The 18,533-nt window shown below is 67.4% G+C and carries 16 protein-coding genes and 1 tRNA gene; 9 read left to right on the forward strand and 8 right to left on the reverse strand.

The genetic code is table 11. From position 1 onward, the window contains the following. Positions 1-22: 22 nt before the first annotated feature. From AC1DBE_RS01480 to AC1DBE_RS01495, 4 genes are read right to left on the reverse strand one after another with little or no spacing between them, the layout of a single operon-like run. A complete protein-coding gene (locus AC1DBE_RS01480; protein WP_476969397.1) occupies positions 23-1,168 on the reverse strand; it encodes a serine hydrolase domain-containing protein in 1,146 nt (381 codons plus the stop codon). 43 nt (positions 1,169-1,211) lie between these two features. After that, positions 1,212-2,273 (reverse strand): glutathione S-transferase family protein, encoded by a 1,062-nt coding sequence (locus tag AC1DBE_RS01485; RefSeq protein WP_476879165.1) that lies wholly within the window; start codon positions 2,271-2,273, stop codon positions 1,212-1,214. A 54-nt stretch (positions 2,274-2,327) separates the two neighbouring features. Next, on the reverse strand, positions 2,328-3,122 hold the full coding sequence (locus AC1DBE_RS01490) for a M50 family metallopeptidase (RefSeq protein ID WP_476879164.1): 795 nt from the start codon (positions 3,120-3,122) through the stop codon (positions 2,328-2,330). Between the two features lie 36 nt (positions 3,123-3,158). After that, positions 3,159-3,512, reverse strand: a complete 354-nt coding sequence (locus tag AC1DBE_RS01495) for a TraR/DksA family transcriptional regulator (RefSeq protein ID WP_476969398.1) — start codon at positions 3,510-3,512, stop codon at positions 3,159-3,161. 194 nt (positions 3,513-3,706) lie between these two features. On the opposite strand from AC1DBE_RS01495, the gene AC1DBE_RS01500 reads away from it, so the two are divergent. The 3 genes from AC1DBE_RS01500 to AC1DBE_RS01510 all read left to right on the forward strand — a co-directional run bounded on the left by AC1DBE_RS01500 (position 3,707) and on the right by AC1DBE_RS01510 (position 7,268). Beyond that, entirely contained in the window at positions 3,707-4,264 is a 558-nt protein-coding gene (locus tag AC1DBE_RS01500; RefSeq protein ID WP_476879162.1) for a hemerythrin domain-containing protein, read from the forward strand. Between the two features lie 7 nt (positions 4,265-4,271). After that, a complete protein-coding gene (gene malQ / locus AC1DBE_RS01505; protein WP_476969399.1) occupies positions 4,272-6,458 on the forward strand; it encodes a 4-alpha-glucanotransferase in 2,187 nt (728 codons plus the stop codon). A gap of 177 nt (positions 6,459-6,635) precedes the next feature. Further along, positions 6,636-7,268: a GNAT family N-acetyltransferase gene (locus AC1DBE_RS01510; RefSeq protein ID WP_476879160.1), complete on the forward strand. Its 633-nt coding sequence runs from the start codon at positions 6,636-6,638 to the stop codon at positions 7,266-7,268. 36 nt (positions 7,269-7,304) lie between these two features. Here the strand turns inward: AC1DBE_RS01510 and AC1DBE_RS01515 are convergent, their stop codons facing one another. Further along, positions 7,305-7,709 carry a nuclear transport factor 2 family protein gene (locus tag AC1DBE_RS01515; protein WP_476879159.1) on the reverse strand — a complete coding sequence of 135 codons (405 nt, stop codon included), beginning with the start codon at positions 7,707-7,709 and terminating at the stop codon, positions 7,305-7,307. A 127-nt stretch (positions 7,710-7,836) separates the two neighbouring features. Between AC1DBE_RS01515 and AC1DBE_RS01520 the strand changes: the two genes are divergently transcribed. Next, a complete protein-coding gene (locus AC1DBE_RS01520; protein WP_476879158.1) occupies positions 7,837-8,127 on the forward strand; it encodes a hypothetical protein in 291 nt (96 codons plus the stop codon). A gap of 137 nt (positions 8,128-8,264) precedes the next feature. Here the strand turns inward: AC1DBE_RS01520 and AC1DBE_RS01525 are convergent. Further along, a tRNA-Leu gene (locus AC1DBE_RS01525) sits at positions 8,265-8,347 on the reverse strand. Positions 8,348-8,497: 150 nt separating this feature from the next. Here AC1DBE_RS01525 and AC1DBE_RS01530 point away from each other — a divergent pair. Together AC1DBE_RS01530 and AC1DBE_RS01535 are read left to right on the forward strand one after the other, a co-directional pair. Continuing rightward, the gene (locus AC1DBE_RS01530) at positions 8,498-9,802 is read left to right on the forward strand and encodes a M20/M25/M40 family metallo-hydrolase (protein WP_476879157.1); all 1,305 of its coding nucleotides are present in this window, start codon (positions 8,498-8,500) and stop codon (positions 9,800-9,802) included. Positions 9,803-9,817: 15 nt separating this feature from the next. Continuing rightward, positions 9,818-10,993, forward strand: a complete 1,176-nt coding sequence (locus AC1DBE_RS01535) for an acyl-CoA dehydrogenase family protein (RefSeq protein ID WP_476969400.1) — start codon at positions 9,818-9,820, stop codon at positions 10,991-10,993. Positions 10,994-11,003: 10 nt separating this feature from the next. On the opposite strand, the gene AC1DBE_RS01540 is transcribed toward AC1DBE_RS01535, so the two are convergent. Then, complete coding sequence (locus tag AC1DBE_RS01540) at positions 11,004-11,237, reverse strand: DUF5703 family protein (protein WP_476969401.1); 234 nt, start codon at positions 11,235-11,237, stop codon at positions 11,004-11,006. A 39-nt stretch (positions 11,238-11,276) separates the two neighbouring features. On the opposite strand from AC1DBE_RS01540, the gene AC1DBE_RS01545 reads away from it, so the two are divergent. From AC1DBE_RS01545 to AC1DBE_RS01555, 3 genes are all read left to right on the forward strand, one after another. Then, a complete protein-coding gene (locus AC1DBE_RS01545; protein WP_476880701.1) occupies positions 11,277-11,543 on the forward strand; it encodes a hypothetical protein in 267 nt (88 codons plus the stop codon). 173 nt (positions 11,544-11,716) lie between these two features. Then, complete coding sequence (locus AC1DBE_RS01550; protein WP_476969402.1) at positions 11,717-14,251, forward strand: bifunctional lysylphosphatidylglycerol flippase/synthetase MprF; 2,535 nt, start codon at positions 11,717-11,719, stop codon at positions 14,249-14,251. A gap of 218 nt (positions 14,252-14,469) precedes the next feature. Further along, positions 14,470-17,175: a bifunctional lysylphosphatidylglycerol flippase/synthetase MprF gene (locus AC1DBE_RS01555; protein ID WP_476969403.1), complete on the forward strand. Its 2,706-nt coding sequence runs from the start codon at positions 14,470-14,472 to the stop codon at positions 17,173-17,175. Here the strand turns inward: AC1DBE_RS01555 and AC1DBE_RS01560 are convergent. Next, the gene (locus AC1DBE_RS01560; RefSeq protein ID WP_476903383.1) at positions 17,165-18,490 is read right to left on the reverse strand and encodes an alpha/beta hydrolase; all 1,326 of its coding nucleotides are present in this window, start codon (positions 18,488-18,490) and stop codon (positions 17,165-17,167) included. The genes AC1DBE_RS01555 and AC1DBE_RS01560 overlap by 11 nt on opposite strands. Positions 18,491-18,533: the final 43 nt, after the last annotated feature.

Raw genomic sequence — 18,533 nt, forward strand, 5'->3', positions numbered from 1 at the left:
ACTGGACGAACTCCGTCCCTGGTCAGCGGGCTGCGAGGCAGGCCCTCCGGACCGCGGCGGACAGGCGCTGGGCCCGTCCGTTGGTGCGGCCCTCCTCGCTGCGCCGGGGGACGTAGCCGAACCCGATTCCGTGCCCGGGGTCGGCGAAGCCCAGGGCGGCATTGGCGCCTTCGTGGCCGAAGGCCAGGTGGCTGCCGAAGTCCCGTCCGGGCTGGGGTTTCATAAAGACCACGGCGAAGGCGTTGTCCTGTCCCGAGGAACGGTCCAGTCCCCAGACCTGCTCCTCGGCCATCAGTGAGATGGTGCGGGCCGAGAGGAAGCCGGACTTGCCGTCCACCCCGGTGGTGGCCGCGGCGTAGAGCCGGGCGAGTCCGTCCGCGGAGCCCACGCCGCCGGCGCTGCTCATGCCGCCGGCCCGGATGATGCGGTGGTTGGGCAGTTCCATGATGGTGCTCACGGGCGCATTGCTGTTCAGCCCGGCCTGGCTGAGCGGGTCGAGCCAGGTGTCGGCATCCTCCGTGTAGAGCACGGGGCGGTAGCGCGGCTCGTCTTCCGCCGGCAGTCCGAGGAAGAAGTCGACGCCGAACGGCAGTCGGATGCGCTGGTCGTAGAGCTCCTGGAGCGGGGTGCCGGCGGCCCGGCGGCACAGCTCCTCCATCAGGATGCCGATGGTGAGGGCGTGATAGCCGAACGTCCCTCCCGGACGCCAGAGCGGGGCGGCCGCCGCCAGCCGACTGGCGGCAGCCGCCGTCGGAAACTCTGCGAGCGCGAATCCGCCTGCAATGCCCGGCAGTCCGGCCTGGTGCGAGAGGGCCTGCCGGACGGTGATCCGGCCCTTCGCATGGGCACCGAACTCCGGCCAGTAGGAGGCCACCGCGGCGTCCAGGTCCAGCAGTCCGTCCTGGACCAGCAGGGCGATGACCAGGGCCGCGGCCCCCTTGGAGCACGAGTAGGTCCCGGTGATCTCACCCGGGCCGAGCCCCGGTCCGCCACTAAGGTCAAGCACCCTGGTGCCGGCGCGGTAGACCGCAAGCTGTGCGCTGTACTCCGGATCCTCGGCCAGGAAGGAGTCGAAGAGTTCACGGACCGGCGTGAACTCCGGCGCGGCCGTCCCGCGGGACAGCGCGCGGGTGTGCGGTTCACAGACAGGACCCGGGGAAGAATTCATTGGACCACCCTAGCCCGCCGCCCCGGACACGGATCTGTCCGGGTCAGGCTGCGCCGTGTCCCGCGGTGACCTCCTCGCCGGCGCGGACCGGTCCGGGCGGTGTCCCGTCGCCGAAGGGCCGCCCGCCGAGGGTTTCCCGGCCGTGCGGCGAGAGCCAGTTCGCCAGGTCCGGGCCCTTCGGCACGATGCCGGTGGGATTGATGTCCTCATGAACGATGTAATAGTGCTGTTTGATCTGGACGAAGTCCGTGGTGTCGCCGAACCCGGGTGTCTGGAACAGGTCACGGGCGTAGGCCCACAGTGCGGGCATTTCGCTCAGCTTCTGGCGGTTGCATTTGAAGTGCCCGTGGTAGACGGCGTCGAAGCGGGCCAGTGTGGTGAAGAGCCGGACGTCCGCCTCGGTGATGGTGTCGCCCACCAGGTACCGCTGTCCGGTGAGGCGTTCCTCCAGCCAGTCCAGTGCGGTCCAGAGCCTGTCGTAGGCGGCGTCGTAGGCTTCCTGGGAACCGGCGAAACCGCAGCGGTAGACCCCGTTGTTCACTTCGGTGAAAACACGCTTGTTGACGGCGTCGATCTCCTCGCGGAGGGCCTCCGGGTACAGGTCCGGGGCGCCGTCGCGGTGGAATTCGGTCCACTCCGTGGAGAAGTCCAGGGTGATCTGCGGGAAGTTGTTGGTGACGACGGCTCCGCTGGGGACGTCGACGATCGCCGGGACCGTGATGCCGCGCGGATAGTCCGGGAAGCGGCGGAAGTAGGCCTCCTGGATCCGTTCAATCCCGAGGACCGGGTCCTTGCCGCCGGGGTCCAGGTCGAAAGTCCAGGACCGGGCATCGTGGGTGGGGCCGGGCTGGCCGAGGGAGATCACGTCTTCGAGGCCGAGCAGGCGGCGGACAATGACCGTCCGGTTGGCCCACGGGCAGGCCCGGGCCGCGACCAGGCGGTACCGGCCCGGTTCCACGGGCCAGCCGGGTTCGCCGTGCGGGCCAGGGGCGCCGTCGCGGGTGATCCGGTCCTCGATGTAATTGGTGTCCCGGGTGAATTCCGCGCCGCCGGTGACATAGGCGCCCCGGGTACTGAACTCGGTTCCAGTGGTTGTCTCAGTCATGGTCCCAGCCTATGCGCAGTCCGGCGCGGCGGGCTGGAGCGGGGCCCCGGGGGCTTAGCCGGCCTGGTGAAGCGCCTGGCCGATGAGTCCGGTGAAGACCGGGGCAATGGACAGCCAGGCGGCCCACCATGCACCTGCCACCACCAGGGTGAAGAGTCCGATCCATGCTGCTGCCGGCACCCGGGTGGACCTGGCGAGGAGGTAGGCGTCCGACGTCGAGAGGCGGGTGCGGTGCCGGGTATGCACCGCGGCGAGTTTGGCCAGGTCCCGGACGGCGGCGACCAGCAGGGCGAGGCCCAGCCCGATCATGACGTGGCCGATGAACTGGGCTGGGACGAACAGGACCAGGAGCACCGCAGCCAGGACAGCCGCCGCCGTGATCAGCACACCGATGCCGTTACGCAGGAACAGGAAGGAAAGCAGCAGCAGCAGCGTGCCGACAGACATCGCCGCCGGTCCCCAGCCGTTGACGCCGGACCACACCATGGCAGCGCCCACCACGGCCGGGACCGGGTAGCCCCAGAACGTGGACCAGACGGCCGCCAAGGGACGGCGGCTGAAGGTGGTGGTGGTGCCGGAGTGGTCCAGGCTCAGCTTGATGCCGCCGAGCCGCTGGCCGGTCATCAGGGCGGCGAAGGCGTGGCCCAGTTCGTGGGTCACGGTGGCGAGGAGGCCGAAGTACCGCCAGCTGGCACGCGGCAGGGACAGCGCGATGGCGACAGCCACCACCAGCAGGAGTTCGGTTCCGGTGACCACGGGTACCGGGGCATGGCCGAATCCGGCGATGATCCTTTGCCACCAGGTTCCGGCGAGGTCGCTGGCGGTCAGAGCCGTTGATTCAATGCTCATGTGAGCGGTGGGGCCTTTCGTGTGATGCCGTAGCTGTCAGGGCTTGCCGGCGCTGTGCCGGATGCAGTAGGGCGTCCAGGGCCTGGCTTCCAGCCGGCCCTCGGCGATCGGTCCGCTGCACACGGCGCAGATGCCGTAGGTGCCGTGCTCGATCCGGGCGAGGGCGGCGTCGATCTGGGCCAGGCCGGCCCGGCTCTGTTCCAGGAGCGCGGAGGCCTGTGACAGTTCGAAAGCGATCGTTGAACCCTCGGGGTCGTGTTCGTCGTCGACATTGGAGTCCTGCCGGGCAGCGTTCACGGAAGCGATGTCGCTGCGTAGCGCGGGCAGCAACGCAAGTTTTCGTTGGCGCTCCTCAACAAGGAGCTTCCGGAACCGTTCGACGTCGACCATAAGGTGCAAGGCTAGCGCGGCTACCTGGGCACTGCCGAACCGGCTGACGGGCTCCCGGTTCCGGGATCCGGGGACAGGCCCTGTTCGCGGTGACGGGCCGGCCGTACAGTTTGAGCAGATGCAGTGTGACTAGAGGCAGTGCGACCAGAAGCAGTTTGATCAGCAGCAGAGTCAGGCCCGACCAGGGAGATGCCATGGATATGCCGGTTTCCAGCGACGGGCAGGACGACGAGCGGGCCCTCGCCGCCGTGGAGACCCACCATGCCGGGATGCTCAGACGGCTCGAGGCCCTGATTGCCGCCCTCACCCGTGCCGTGGGCGCCCGGGACACAGCAGGCGAGCACGAGGCCCATGAGGTGCTGGTCGAGTGGTGTGAGACTGAGCTCGTCCCGCACGCGCTCGCGGAGGAAGGACCCCTGTACGGCGGCGCGGGCGCCGTCCCGGAAGGCCGCCTGCTTGTGGCTGCGATGCTTGCCGAACACCAGGTGATCGTCGCGCTCGTCGAACGGCTGCGCGGTTCCCGCGGCGTGGACGCCGCCGTTGCCGCCGGCGCCATCGGCCACATCTTCGCCCTGCACCTGGACAAAGAAAACCGGCTGCTGATGCCCCTCATTATCGCGACACCGGGGCTCAGCCTTGCCGAGTCCGTGGCGGGCCTTCAGGAACTGGTGGGGGAGGCGCACATCCACGGGGAGCACACCCACGAGACTCAGCCCGGTCCCGGGCCGGCGGCACCCCCGGTCAGCGGCTGAGGCCCTCATGGACGATCTCGCGGCGAATTCCCGCCAGGAACCGGCGGACGACGATGCCCTGCTCCGCGGGCTGGCGGCTGCCCATGGGGTGGACACCTCCTATTGGGGCTGGGACGGGGCGGAGAGGTCCGTCGCCGCCGAGACCCTGCGCGGCGTCCTTACCGCCCTCGGCGTTCCCTGCACGGGGTCGAAGCAAATGCGGCTCGCCCTGGAGGACGCCGGAAAGGCGCCGTGGCGCCGGCTGCTGCCTCCCATCGTGGTAGCGCGGGAGGGGGCGGCGGCGTCGTTCCACGTCCACGTCCCGCACGGGAGCAGCGTCAGTGTGTGGATCGTGGCCGAGGACGGAGACCGGCACGAGGCCCGGCAGTTGGAGAACTGGGAGCCTCCCGTCGACGTGGACGGCGTCCTGACCGGGCAGGCCAGTTTCGCGGTGCCTGATGGCCTGGGCCTCGGCTGGCACACCATCCACGCGGACACCGCAGGACGGAGCGCCCAGTGCCCGCTGGTGGTGACGCCGGACAGGCTGCGCACCACCGCCGCCCTCGGAGGGCGCCGCAGCTGGGGGCTGACGGCACAGCTCTACTCCGTCCGGTCCGGGCGGTCCTGGGGCATCGGCGACTTCGCGGATCTGGCGGAGCTGGCCGCGGTGGCGGGTGCGGAGGGAGCCGGGTTCGTCCTGGTGAACCCGCTGCACGCCGCCGAACCGCGGCCCCCGGTCGAGGACTCCCCGTATCTGCCGGCCACGCGGCGGTTCTTCAACCCCCTGTACATCCGGGTTGAGGACATTCCGGAGTACGCCTACCTCGAGCCGGGCGCACTCGCCGAGGCATCCCGGCTGGCCGCCAGCCAAAAGGCTGCCAACACACAGGCGGAGCTGTTGGACCGCAATTCCAGTTACGCGGCGAAGCTGACTGCGCTGGAGCTCGTGTTCCGTGTCTGGCGGGGCCCGGGCCGCTCCCGATACTTCAGTGACTTCTGCCGGGAGCATGGCCGGGGTTTGGACGACTTCGCGCTGTGGTGCGCGCTCGCCGAAACCCTGGACCCCGGGGCTGCCGAGTGGGCCGGAGACGCCGTCTCCCCGGATAGCGCTTACTGCGAAGGACAACGCGTTGCGCTCGCGGACCGGATCGACTTCTACCGCTGGCTGCAATGGATCTGCGACCAGCAGCTGGAATCGGCCCAGGACGCCGCACGCCGGGCCGGCATGGGCCTCGGCATCATCCACGACCTCGCAGTCGGGGTGAAGCGCGGCGGGGCGGACGCCTGGACCCTCGCCGGTGTCCTGGCCCAGGGCGTCACGGTGGGCGCCCCGCCGGATATGTTCAATCAACAGGGCCAGAACTGGACCCAGCCGCCCTGGCACCCGGCCCGGCTCGCGGAATCCGGCTACGCCGCCTACCGCGACATGTTGCGGACCGTGCTGCGCCATGCGGGCGGCATTCGGGTGGACCACATTCTCGGCCTGTTCCGGCTCTGGTGGATCCCCGAGGGCGCAGGGCCGGACCAGGGAACGTACGTCTACTACGATCACGAGGCGCTGATCGGGATCCTAGCCCTGGAGGCCCAGCGTGCCGGGGCGGTGGTCATCGGGGAGGACCTTGGCGTGTTTGAGCCCTGGGTGCGGGACTATCTGGCCGAGCGGGGCATCTTCGGCACCTCGATTCTGTGGTTCGAGCACGACGACGACGGCCCGCTCGTCCCCGAGCGGTACCGGCCGGCGTGCCTCACGAGCGTCAACACCCATGACCTGCCGCCGACCGCGGGCTACCTGGCGGGTGTGCACGTAGCCCTCCGTGAGTCTCTCGGACTGCTGCGGCGACCTGTCGCGGAGGAACGGACCGCGGATGCCGCCGAACAGGAGGCCGTGCTGGCTTTGGTTCGGGAGCGCGGGCTGCTGCCGGCAACGGGGGAGGCAGGGGAGCAAGCCACCGTCGAGGCGCTGTATGAGTTCACCGCCCTGACGCCGTCGTCCTTGCTGGGGGTGGCGCTGGTGGACGCCGTAGGGGAGAGCCGGATCCAGAACCAGCCGGGAACGAGTACCGAATATCCGAACTGGCGCATCCCGCTGGCGGGGCCCGACGGCGTCGTCCTGATCGAGGATCTGCCCGGTGACGAGCGGTTCCGGTCCCTCCTCCAAACAGTCCAGCAGGCCCTCCATCCCGCCGCCGGTCAGCCAGTGCCGGAAGTCTATTAACCGGCCTGCAACAACGCCGGACGGACCGGCGGAGGCGCTGCTGCCGGGCCGGTTCCCGCGTGTCGTTGCGGGGTGCGGTTCCGGGGTGATAATTTCTCTTGCCAGCGCATTTCAGCGGACATTCCTGGCCCCCGTTTCCCCCTGACCGGCGCATCACCGCGCACCAGAAAGGCCGCAATGGCGCTGCTGCTTCCTGACACCCTGCCGACCCTTCACACGGTCACCGGCAGGTTTGTCCTGGCACCGTTCACACCCCTCGACGTCGAGCCGCTCGCGCGCCTGCTGGCCCGCGACGAAATCTGGTCGCAGGGCTTCAGCGACAGTGAACCCCGGCCCGCGGGGGAGCGCGCCCTGAACGCTTTCGTGGACCGCCGCTTCGCCGGGCTGCAGGTCTTTTCGGTCTATCAGCAGCTTCCGCTGGGCCAGTCCAGATTCATCGGGACAACCGGGATCACCGAGCACGACGCCTGGACCGAGCGGGTGAAAATCGGCCGGACCGTCCTCGATCCGGATTTCTGGGGCGCCAAGGTGAATCACGAAGTGAAAATTTCCCTGCTCGACTGGCTGTTCTCCAGCGGCGCCGGCCGGGTGGAGTGCGACGTTGATGCCCGCAACCAACGGTCCCTGGCCTCGCTGGTACGGTTCGGTTTTACGGCCGAAGGGACCCGACGGCGGTCCTCCCGAAACGTCGACGGCATGTGGCGGGACTTCGTCATCCTGTCCATGCTGACTGAAGAGTGGGCCGACGTGCGGCCCCGTGCCCTGGCGTCCCTGACAGGGCACATGCCGGCGGACCTGCTCGCCGTCTAGCGGCCGGCCTACGGTTCTGTGACTAAGGCTCTGGGACTACGCCTCCGGGACTACGGTGTCGCCGTGACGGTGTGCCACCCGCCACTGGCCCGCCTCCCGGCGGTACACCTGGGTAGCCCTGAGGGTATAGGTGCGCGGGGTGCCGTCAACCTCCGCGGAAATGTGCTCCAGGCCCGCCGTATAGGCCATGTCGCCTACGACGTCGTATGACAGAACCTCGAAGCTGTACGAGGTGCAGTTCGAGAAGCTCTTCTCCAACGCGCTAAACAGCTCATCGAGTTCGCTTACACCCTGCGCGTTGCGCCACGCCCCGAGGACACTGACGGGTTCCGTGCGCGACCAGATGCGCCGCCGCGGTCCAGCATCCCCGCTGTGCAGTGCAAGTTCCGCCTGGTGGAGCGCTGACTCCACCCAGACCAGGAAATCCTCACGGTCCGTCATGGTCCAAGTATGCTCCCGGGCGGGCGCGAAAGACCGTTGACGGCGTCGGACGGGAAGCGTAAACCGGGAATTGCCGGTTCAATCGCGGGCCGCAACTTGCGTGCCTGCAAGTGCAGAGGAGCACGAAATGGCTGTCGCAATCATCATGGAATTCAAGGGCGCCACCTTGGCGCAGTACAACGAGGTCAACCAGAAAATGGGCCTCACCCCGGGCGGACCCGGCCCGGAAGGGTCCATTTCCCACTGGGCCGCCGAAACGGATGGCAAGTTGCTCATCACCGACGTGTGGGAATCCCGCGAACGGTACGACCAGTTCGCTCAGGAGAAGATCGGGCCGCTCAGTATGGAGGCCGGCTTCCCGGCACCCCCGACGACCACCTATTACGAGGTCGCCAACTATTTCACGGCCAACGTCTGAGACGCGGCTGCCGTTCTCTCGGCGACCGGGACGGAACGAGGCCGCTTCGGTGGGAGTCTGAGGGCGAACCCGGAGTTAGCTTGGATAGCAAAGAAAAGGCCCCTAGAATCCGTGGATCCTAAGGGCCTTTCTCATTGTGCGCGGAGGGGGACTTGAACCCCCACCCCCTTTCGAGGACTAGCACCTCAAGCTAGCGCGTCTGCCATTCCGCCACCCGCGCAGGTGGTATTTCCGGGAAGAATTTCGCCTTTCAGCGTTTTGCTTTTCTCGGAAGCAGCGAGAAAGACTCTACACGAAGTTTCCGGAAACAAATAATCGGGGCCAATGGGTAGGCTGAAGCCAGTACTGAGCCACTGCGACGAGGAGCGATATGACTGACATTCGGCCCGAAGACGAGGTCGTCCGGATCTGCCAGGAACTGATCAGGATAGACACATCCAACTTCGGCGATGGGTCCGGCCCGGGGGAGCGCGCAGCCGCCGAGTACACCGCAGGGCTCATCTCGGAGGTAGGGCTGGAAGCCGAGATCTTCGAATCCGCCCCGGGCCGCGCCAGTGTGGTCACCCGGCTGGCCGGGGAGGACCCGTCCGCCAGCGCCTTGGTGGTTCACGGCCACCTCGACGTCGTCCCTGCCCTCCGTGAGCAGTGGTCCGTGGATCCCTTCGGCGCCGAGCTCAAGGACGGCCTGATCTGGGGCCGCGGCGCCGTGGACATGAAGGACATGGATGCGATGATCCTGTCCGTCCTGCGGGACTTTGCCAGGACCGGCCGCAAACCCAAGCGGGACCTGATCTTCGCATTCTTCGCCGACGAGGAAGCCGGCGGCAAGTACGGCGCGGGCTACGCCGTCGAACACCGCCCCGAGCTCTTCGAGGGCGCCACCGAGGCGATCTCCGAGGTCGGCGGGTTCTCCGCCACGATCGGGGGCCAGCGCACCTACTTGCTGCAGACGGCCGAGAAGGGTCTTTCCTGGCTGCGGCTGGTGGCCCACGGCCGCGCCGGTCACGGATCGCAGATCAATACTGACAACGCCGTGACCCGGCTGGCCAGCGCCGTCTCTCGGATCGGCGAATACAAGTGGCCGGTGGAGCTGACGCCCACCACCCGGCAATTCCTCGACGGCGTGACGGAACTCACCGGGGTGGAGTTCGACCCGGATGATCCCGACAAGATCCTGAAGGAACTCGGCACCGTGGCCCGCTTTGTCGGCGCCACGCTGCAGAACACCACCAACCCCACCCTGCTCAAGGGCGGCTACAAGCACAACGTCATCCCCGAATCGGCGGAAGCCCTGGTGGACTGCCGGACGCTGCCCGGCCAGCAGGACCAGGTCCTCGAAATTGTCCGGGACCTGGCCGGCAGCGGGGTGGATGTGAGCTACGTCCACAAGGATGTCTCCCTCGAGGTGCCGTTCGCCGGAAACCTGGTCGACTCCATGATCGACGCCCTCCACTCCGAAGACCCCGGTGCGAAGGTGCTGCCCTACACGCTCTCCGGCGGAACGGACAACAAGGCCCTCAGCCGGCTCGGCATCACCGGTTACGGCTTCGCGCCGCTGATGCTGCCGGACGAGCTCGACTTCACGGGTATGTTCCACGGCGTGGACGAGCGGGTGCCCGCGGACTCGCTGAAGTTTGGCGCCAGGGTGCTGAACACCCTGCTAAGCAACTACTGAGCGGAAGAACAGCGTATGTCCCTCTCCACGACCTCCCTGGAGCAGATCCTTCCCGATGCCCTGCTGGAGCGTATCCGCAGCCGTGCGGCCGGCTATGACAGTGAGAACACGTTTTTCACCGAAGACCTGCGGGACCTAGCGGACGCCGGCTACCTGAAGATCTTCGTCCCGGAGGCCGACGGCGGGCTGGGCCTGGGCCTGGCCGGCGCCGCGCAACTGCAACGGCGGCTGGCAACGGCGGCCCCGGCCACGGCGCTGGCGATCAACATGCACCTGGTCTGGACCGGCGTCGCGCATGTGCTGGCCGCCCGCGGTGATTCGTCCCTGGACTTCGTCCTGCAAGAGGCGGCCCAGGGGGAAATCTTTGCCTTCGGCAATTCGGAGGCCGGCAACGATTCCGTGCTCTTCGACTCCCGTACGGAGGCGACGCCGCTGCCGGACGGCAGCTACGGGTTCACCGGACGAAAAATCTTTACGAGCCTCTCGCCGGCGTGGACCCGGCTGGGGATCTTCGGCAAGGACGCAGCTGCCCGGGACGGCGACGGCGAGCTGGTACACGGCTTTATTGACCGCGAGACTCCCGGGTACCAGATCCTGCCCGACTGGGACACCCTGGGGATGCGGGCCAGCCAGTCGAACACCACCGTCCTCGAGGGAGCTGTGGTGCCGCCGGCCCGTATTTTCCGCAAGCTCCCGGTCGGTCCGAACGCCGATCCGCTGATTTTCGCCATCTTTGCCTGCTTTGAGACCCTGCTGGCCGCGGTGTACACGGGGATTGGCGAAAGGGCCCTGCAGTTGGGCGTCGAGGCGGTCAAGCGCCGTACCTCGTTCAAGAACGGCGGCCGCAGCTATGCCCAGGATCCTGATATCCGGTGGAAGGTGGCGGAGGCTGCGATGGCCATGGATGCCCTCTACCCGCAGCTGGCCACCGTCGCGGCTGACGTCGACGCCCTCGCCGACCACGGCGGACAGTGGTTCCCCAAGCTCGTCGGGGTCAAGGTGCGTGCCACCGAGACCGCCCGCACCGTGGTGGACCTGGCCATCAGGGTCTCCGGGGGATCGAGCTACTTCCGGGGTTCGGAGCTGGAACGGCTTTACCGAGATGTCCTGGCGGGTATATTCCACCCGTCGGACGACGAATCAGCGCACGGCACGGTGGCGTCGGCATGGCTGGGTCCCCTGGAGTCCTAGCCAGCTGAGCCTAGACGGTCCGCTGGACCTGGATCACCTTACGGCGAAGCCAGAAGCGCCGTCCGCCGCCCACGTACAGGACGCTGCGTTCGAGCTCCCACTTACCGTACTCGGAATGCGCCGCAAGAACCCGGCGGGCCTCGGGCAGCGAATCCTCAGGGCTGACCGTCAATACGAGGTACTCGTACTGACGTGCGTAGTCCCGTTCCCGACGGACCGAGCTGTTCAGAAAATGTTCCTTCATCGCTCTCCATTTTCGTCTTTTTCGGGCTAACGTGAAGTCATGAGCATCGATCCGCGTGTCGCGCTTCAGTCCCTAACCGGCGCCCTCGAAGAACATCTGGCCGCTTCCGCCGCACGGCGGGGGGACGGCGATCCCGCGGTTGAGGCAGCCTTCTTCGCCGTAGCCGATGCCTTCGAGGTTTATGACGACTCCCTCTACGAAGCGTACGGCGAGGTGACCCCCCTCGAAGTCATTGACGAAGAAGATGACGACGACGAGGACGAAGACGTGGACGACGAGGAAGACCTCGAGCTCCTGAAGGACTAAGCAGGACGGACGACGCCGGCGACTCCGCTGGCGTCCCCAGCTTGCTCCCCGGAATTCCCCAGCTTGCAGGCATATTCTGTGGATGTTCCCCACGGAATGCATTCGGTGGCCTGTTGGCTCCGACCGATGAGCCGAGTTCGTGGTCCACGTTGGGTTATTTTCGGAGGATGTTGTTGCCTGCACCATTGATCCGCAGCAGGCCTGCCCTGCTGCTGGGACGATTGTTGCGGCGGCTCGGCCGCACCGCCGCGGGCATGCCGCTGGCCCTGTCGCTGACGGCCTTTATGTGGACCCTGGGAATCGGCACCGGGTCAGTCGTCTCCGGACCCCCGCCGGGCCTGCTCGCCGCCGTTTCGGTAGGCCCTGACCTCCTGCTGGCCGGGCGCTGGTGGCCGGTGTTCTCCTCAGTCTTCTTTCCCGGGCCTCTTGCTTCGTACATCCTCGCCACTGCCCTGATCCTGGGGTGCGTCGGATTGGCCGAAGCCACCATGGGTGTCCGCCGGACGGCCATCGCCTTCGTCGGAGGCCACCTCGGGGCACTCTTTCTCTACGTGGCAACAGTTGAGCTGGGGGCGGCGATCGGCAGCGACTGGCTCGCCTCGCTCCGCCACCCTGCGCTGATGGGTCCGTTTGCTGCGGCGCTGGCCGCCCTGATGGCAGCCAGTCCACGGATCAGCGCGCTCTGGCGCCGGCGGGTACGCTCCGTAGCCATAGCCGTGACGGTGATGCTGCTGCTGTACATCGGGCACCCGCAGAGCCTGCACAGTATGCTGGGCGTCTTTTGCGGCCTGGGCATCGGCGCCGTCCTGGGCGGACGGCGCGGGACCGGCCACTTTGTGCACTCCACGAGCCGCGAAGTCAGGGCGCTGCTATCTATGGTGGTCGCCGTTTTTGCCGCCGGACCGGCGCTGGCGAGCCTGGCCAAGGCACCCTCGGGCCCGCTCGCCGTGCTCCGGAACCTGGTGGTAAACCCGCTGCCCACCATCAACGACCTCCAAGCGAGCTGTTCGGCCGCCGTCGACCTATCCTGCCTCCAGATCATCCACAGCCCGGGGCTCCGCGGCCCTGGCCTGGAAGCCCTGTCCCTGGTCCCGCTGGTGCTCCTCCTGGTCTGCGCCGAAGGACTCCGCCGGGGCAACCGTGCCGCGCTCTGGGTCGCGATCTCCGTCCAGCTGGTCATCGGCGTGCTCTCCGCCATTTATTTGCAGCTGTTCTCCCAGTTCGGGGCGTCCGTCCGGAGCGGGTCCCGGGTGATCTCCGTGGATGCCGGGGTCACTGAAGTGCTGCCGGTGGTGCTGGTGCCGTTGCTCATCGCCGCGGCTTTGTTTGCCTCCCGGAGGCACTTCAACGTCGATGCGGATCCGGTGCTCGGCCGGCGGTCCCTGCTGCTGCTGGCCGGAGTTTTTACGGTGTTCGTCGCCGCATACGTGGTGGCGTGGTTCGCCGAGGACAACTACCACCACAGGGCCGGGCTGGTGGCCCTGCTTGCCACCCTGCCGCGGATGTTCCTTCCCTACCCCTTCTCCTTCCGCTACTCGGTGTCGGTATATCCGCACGGCGTGTGGTCACCGCTGATCTTCAGCTACGGCGGGGCCGTGTTCTGGCTGATCTGCCTCATCAGCATCCTCGCCATGTTCGCCAGCCGTAAACTCCGGGACCTCCGGGCAGACAGGGGAATCACCCTGGCACGGAGGCTGGTCCGCCAAGGCGGCGGCTCGCTGTCCTGGATGGCGCTCTGGCCCAACAACAGGTACTGGTTCAACGACGCCGAGACGGTGGGCATTGCCTACCAGCTGCACTACAACGTGGCGCTGACCGTCGGCGAACCGTTCGGCCGGGCCGAGGACGTGGAGGGTGCCATCACGGAATTCACGGCGTTCTGCGCCCAGGAGTCCCTCGCCCCCTGCTGGTATTCCGTCACCGACGAACACTGGCCACTGCTGCAGGGCCTCGGGTTTAGCCGTGTGCGTGTAGCCGAGGAGACCCTGCTGCCGCTGGGCAGCATTGAATTCAAAGGCAAGGAGTGGCAGGGCGTCCGCACCGCCCTCAACAAGGCCCGCAAACTCTCCGTCGAAGCGCGGTGGTGTGCCTACGCCGAGCTCCCGGGCCCGCTCCGGACCCAGGTCCACGAGATTTCCGAGGAATGGGTTTCGGAGAAAACACTTCCGGAGATGGGATTCACCCTTGGCGGCATTGAGGAGCTGAAGGACGAGAACGTGTTGCTGTGCCTTGCCGTCGACGCCGAAGGCAAGGTCCACGGCGTGACCAGTTGGCTCCCCGTGTTCACGGACGATGCCGTCACCGGACGCACCCTGGACTTCATGCGCCGAAGCCCCGACGGTTTCAACGGCGTGATGGAATTCCTGCTGGCCTCCGCGGTCCTCCATTTCGACGGCAGCATGCCTGAAATTTCGCTGTCTGGTTCGCCGCTGGCGCCCGTCCGCGACGGCGACGCCGACCAAAAGACGCACGACGGCGCCACGATCGGCCGCTTTCTCGACTGGCTGGGCGCCGTGCTCGAACCCGTGTACGGATTCCGGTCCCTCGCCGCTTTCAAACAGCGATTCCACCCACGCCACCGGACGCTGTACATGATGTATCACGACGCCCTGGCGCTGCCGGTCATCGGCCGTGCCGTCACTGAGGCCTACCTGCCCACGATGTCCATCCGGCACACCGCCAGGCTGCTGCGGGGCGCCATCCGGTAACGGCCCCGGAGGCCGGCACGGTACTTGCCGGCACCCGAGTGGTAGCCCAGCCGGGGGTGCTGAAAAGTGAGTACGTACTACTCCCGAACGTCAGGCTGGACCGGAATATGCTTCAGCCATGACGTAGCCCTGCCACGGTAACGGGTTGCGCTGCCGCACTCGAAGTGACGGGGGACATGAAGCCTACGAGCAGCACACCGGTCCGCTTGGACGAACGTGTGCAGGGGCCAACAGCAACCCGGCGGACCAGGCCGCAACTGGGCTATGGCCTGCGGCAGATCCCTGTGACGTGGCTGTCGGTTCTCCTGCTGTGGGTAGCCGGCGCCGCCACCGGATCCCTGATTTCCGGCCCGGCGTCAGCGTTGAGCGCGTTCGTGGACGTGGGCCCGGACACCCTGACGAGTTCACAGTGGGCTTCGATCCCGGCGAGCATGCTGTTTCCCGGCGGCATCTCTTCGTATGTGCTTGCCAGCCTGGTGTTGCTCATATGTGTCGGCGTCGCCGAACTCGCGCTGGGAAGCGGAAAGGCCGCGGCGGCGCTGGTAGCCGGCCATGTGGCCGCCGTCCTGTTCTATGTCGGGATCGTAGCTGCCGGTGATGAACTCGGCAGCAGCTGGCTCAGTTCCATGCAACACCCGGCATTGGCGGGCCCCTTCGCGGGAAGCCTGGCTGCCGTCATGGCCGCGGGCCCGGCCCTTGGTCCGCTGTGGCGGCGGCGGGTACGCTCCGTCGGCCTGGCGGTGACGATCATGCTCCTGCTCTACGTCGGCCACCCCCAGAACCTGCTCACGTTCCTTGGCGCGCTGTGCGGGCTGGCCAGCGGATGGGCGGCGTCCGTGGCCTCAGCCCGTTCCTCAGCCCGTTCCTCAGCCCCTCCGGTGACGCGTGCAGGGCTACGGACGGCGGACCGGCGCACCGCGGGGGAGAACCCCTGGACCGGCCCTGACGTCAGGTCCGTCCTGGCCATGACCGTGGCGGTCTTCGCCGCAGGTCCGGTCCTGGCGGGACTGTCCCAGGCACCCGTCGGGCCGCTGGCGGCCCTCCGGAACCTGATCGTCAATCCCGTGCCCAGCCTTAGCGAACTCCAAACCGACTGCGTCGCCGCCGTCAACGCCGGTTGCCCCCAGATCATGCACAGCCCCGGCCTGCACGGGCCCGGGGGAGCGGCCCTGTCGGTGGTGCCACTGCTTCTCCTGCTCGCGTGCGCGGAAGGGCTGCGGCGGGGGAACCGGGTGGCGCTGTGGATCGCGACCGGAGCGCACCTGGCCGTGGGGGTGATCTCAGCGGTGTACCTCCAGCTCTTCGCGCACTTCGGGGTGTACGTCAGGAGCGGCCGGCGCAGGATTCCGGTCGACTCGGGCATCGTGGAGATCCTTCCGGTGGTGCTGGTGCCGTTGCTCATTGCCGCTGCCCTGTGGTTCAACCGCCGGCACTTTGCCGTGGACACGGATCCGGTCCTCGGGCGCCGGGCACTGGTGATCGTGCCGGCCGTCTTCGGGGCCTTCGTCGCTGTGTATGTCATTGCCTGGTTCGCCGAGGGCAACGACCGGCACCGTGCCGGTCTGCTCGCTCTCGGGGCCACCCTGCCGCGGATGTTCCTGCCCTACCCGTTCTCCTTCAAGTACTCGGTGTCCGTACACCCGCGGGGCTACTGGTCCTCGCTGCTCTTCAGCTACGGCGGCGCTGCGTTCTGGCTCATCTGCCTAATCGCCGTCCTCGTGATTTTCACCAAGCGCCGGCTCTGGGACCGCCGTATGGAAACCGACCGTGACGTCGCACGTCGGCTGGTCTTCCAGGGCGGCGGATCACTTTCGTGGATGGCCCTGTGGCCGAACAACCGGTACTGGTTCAACTCCGCCGGCACGGTGGGCATTGCCTACCAGCTGCGGCACGGCATCGCGCTGACGGCGGGCGGCCCGTTCGGCCACGACGTGGACTTCGCAGCCGCGGAGCGCGAATTCACCAGATACTGCGCGGAGCAGACCCTCACGCCGTGCTGGTACTCCGTGGCGGACGCCCACTGTGCCGAGCTGCGGTCCATGGGCTTCAAGAGCCTGGAGGTGGCACAGGAAACCGTCCTGCCCCTGGCCGACGTCGACTTCCGGGGCCGGGAATGGCAAAGCGTCCGGACCGCCATGAACAAGGCCAGGAAGCTTGGCATCACCGCCCGTTGGGGCGCCTACAGTGACCTGCCGGGATCCTTGCAGACCCAGGTGCACGAGATTTCCGGCCAGTGGGCCGCCTCCCGGTCGCTTCCGGAAATGGGCTTCACCCTCGGTGGCGTGGAGCAACTCAAGGACGATCACGTGCTGCTCTGCCTGGCCGTGGACCCTGCTGGCGCGGTCCTCGGCGTCACCAGTTGGCTGCCGGTCTTCCACGACGGTGAACTGGTCAGCCGGACGCTGGACTTCATGCGCCGCCGCGACGACTGCTTTAACGGCGTGATGGAGTTCCTGATCGCCTCCGCAGTGCTCCGCTTCAAAGGCACAATGACCGAGATCTCGCTGTCCGGCTCGCCCCTGGTGMCGGCGACGGCGCTGGTGCGCCGCCGGCAGGGCGGTCAATCCGGGGGGCAGGATGCTCCCGTGCTGGAACCCGGCGGTCCGGACGTCGCGGCCGCCGACGTCGATGCAGCCCCCGCCGGCCGGCTGCTGCGCTGGCTGGGGGACGTCCTCGAGCCGGTGTATGGCTTCCGGTCGCTGGCGGCGTTCAAGCAGCGGTTCCAGCCGCAGCACCGGACGCTCTTTATCCTTTACCAGGATCCGCTGGCGCTGCCCCTGATCGGCCGTGCCCTGGCCGAGGCCTATCTGCCAACCTGGTCACTGCGCCATACGGCGCGGCTGCTTCGCGACGTCACCGCCGGTCCGCAGTCCGCGCGCCGGCCGGTCCGGGCAGGCCAGCCCGAGCAGCAGCTCAGCCGTTGACCCCCAGGCGGGTCATCAGCCAGTCCATGTTGTTCTCGACCCCGTACTTCCAGGCCGTCCAGGCGTGGCCGCCCGGCGCTTCCTGGAACTGCACGTTGATACCCGCCTTCTTCATGCCCTGGTAGACCTGGACTCCCTGGGCCCGGAAGAACGGATCCCCGGCGCCTACGGTGACAATGCCGGCGGTGTGCGGGTACTTGCGTGTCTTGATGACATCCAGGGCGTTCTGCTTCTTGAACTCCGCGGCGCTGCCGCCGAAGTACTGCTGCAGGAGCACCTGGTGGCCCTGCCGGATGGTCGGCTGGTTTTCGCCGGAGCTGTCGATGAACGTCGGGTAGACCTCGGGGTAGTTCATGGCCAACTGCATGGCGCACGTCCCGCCGTAGGAGAACCCGCCGATGGCCCACTGGCTGGTGGAGTGCTTGCCGGCACCGAAGGTGGCCTTGATCCAGTTGGGCACGTCCTCGCTGAGGTACCTGCCGGCCTGGCCTTGCTTGCTGTTCATGCACAGCGGGGGGTAGTTGGCCCACTTGGCTCCGGCGTCGGGCATCACGATGATCGGCGCCAGCCCCTTGTGCGAGGCCGCGTAGTCGTCCATAAACTGGGCGATCCGGCCGTTGCGCAGCCAGTCGACCGGTTCTCCCGGGACTCCGTGGATCAGGACCAGCACGGGCAGGTCGGCCCGCGGAGTGGAAAGGTACGCCGGGGGAAGGTAGACAAAGGCGGTGGAGGAGACCTCATGGGAGATGGGTGCCGGGATGAACGCCCGGATCACGGTCCCTTGGCTGGGCATACCCTCCGGCGCCGTCCAGTTTGCCAGCGTGGTGGGAGCCTCACTCGGCGTCGACAACGGAACCGGGTTCCCGCGTTCCTGGTTCTTGAACTGGTCGAGGGTTTCCATCTTCACGCCGGTGTCCCCAAAGATGGAGCCAAGCGTGGGGTAGTACTCGAAGTTCTGGTTGATCAGGGACCCGGACGCCAGGACCACCACAAGGGCCGCCGGCAGCACGGCGATCCGGGCCGGCAGCCGCCGCAGGTCCCGGATCTTCGGCACCACCAGGAGGAGCGCCAGGATGCCGATGCCTGCAAACGCGTAGACGCGCTTGGGCAGCGGGGAACCCCACAGGTTCCAGATAGGTTCGGAAAAAAGCCAGACTATAATGCTGAGAATGCCCGCCACGACAACCGCGGCCGGCACCCAGCGACTGATATGCCGACGGCGCCCCCAAACCAGCCAAGCGAGGGACGCGGCAGCCAGAATGTAGAGAACCACGGGCACAACGCCGGTCGTTATCGCGAGGTTCTGCAAGTTCATGGACTCAGATTAAGTCCGGAACCCGGGAGTTTGCCCGGAATGG

The organism is Arthrobacter sp. 10T416 (assembly GCF_056394165.1).

Coding starts and splice junctions, on each gene's coding strand:
- AC1DBE_RS01520 (WP_476879158.1), top strand. CDS start 7,837: ATGGCTGTCGCAATCATCATGGAATTCAAGGGCGCCACCTTGGCGCAG.
- AC1DBE_RS01535 (WP_476969400.1), top strand. CDS start 9,818: ATGTCCCTCTCCACGACCTCCCTGGAGCAGATCCTTCCCGATGCCCTG.
- malQ (WP_476969399.1), top strand. CDS start 4,272: ATGGACGATCTCGCGGCGAATTCCCGCCAGGAACCGGCGGACGACGAT.
- AC1DBE_RS01495 (WP_476969398.1), bottom strand. CDS start 3,512: ATGGTCGACGTCGAACGGTTCCGGAAGCTCCTTGTTGAGGAGCGCCAA.
- AC1DBE_RS01530 (WP_476879157.1), top strand. CDS start 8,498: ATGACTGACATTCGGCCCGAAGACGAGGTCGTCCGGATCTGCCAGGAA.
- AC1DBE_RS01510 (WP_476879160.1), top strand. CDS start 6,636: ATGGCGCTGCTGCTTCCTGACACCCTGCCGACCCTTCACACGGTCACC.
- AC1DBE_RS01500 (WP_476879162.1), top strand. CDS start 3,707: ATGGATATGCCGGTTTCCAGCGACGGGCAGGACGACGAGCGGGCCCTC.
- AC1DBE_RS01560 (WP_476903383.1), bottom strand. CDS start 18,490: ATGAACTTGCAGAACCTCGCGATAACGACCGGCGTTGTGCCCGTGGTT.
- AC1DBE_RS01545 (WP_476880701.1), top strand. CDS start 11,277: ATGAGCATCGATCCGCGTGTCGCGCTTCAGTCCCTAACCGGCGCCCTC.
- AC1DBE_RS01490 (WP_476879164.1), bottom strand. CDS start 3,122: ATGAGCATTGAATCAACGGCTCTGACCGCCAGCGACCTCGCCGGAACC.
- AC1DBE_RS01480 (WP_476969397.1), bottom strand. CDS start 1,168: ATGAATTCTTCCCCGGGTCCTGTCTGTGAACCGCACACCCGCGCGCTG.
- AC1DBE_RS01540 (WP_476969401.1), bottom strand. CDS start 11,237: ATGAAGGAACATTTTCTGAACAGCTCGGTCCGTCGGGAACGGGACTAC.
- AC1DBE_RS01515 (WP_476879159.1), bottom strand. CDS start 7,709: ATGACGGACCGTGAGGATTTCCTGGTCTGGGTGGAGTCAGCGCTCCAC.
- AC1DBE_RS01485 (WP_476879165.1), bottom strand. CDS start 2,273: ATGACTGAGACAACCACTGGAACCGAGTTCAGTACCCGGGGCGCCTAT.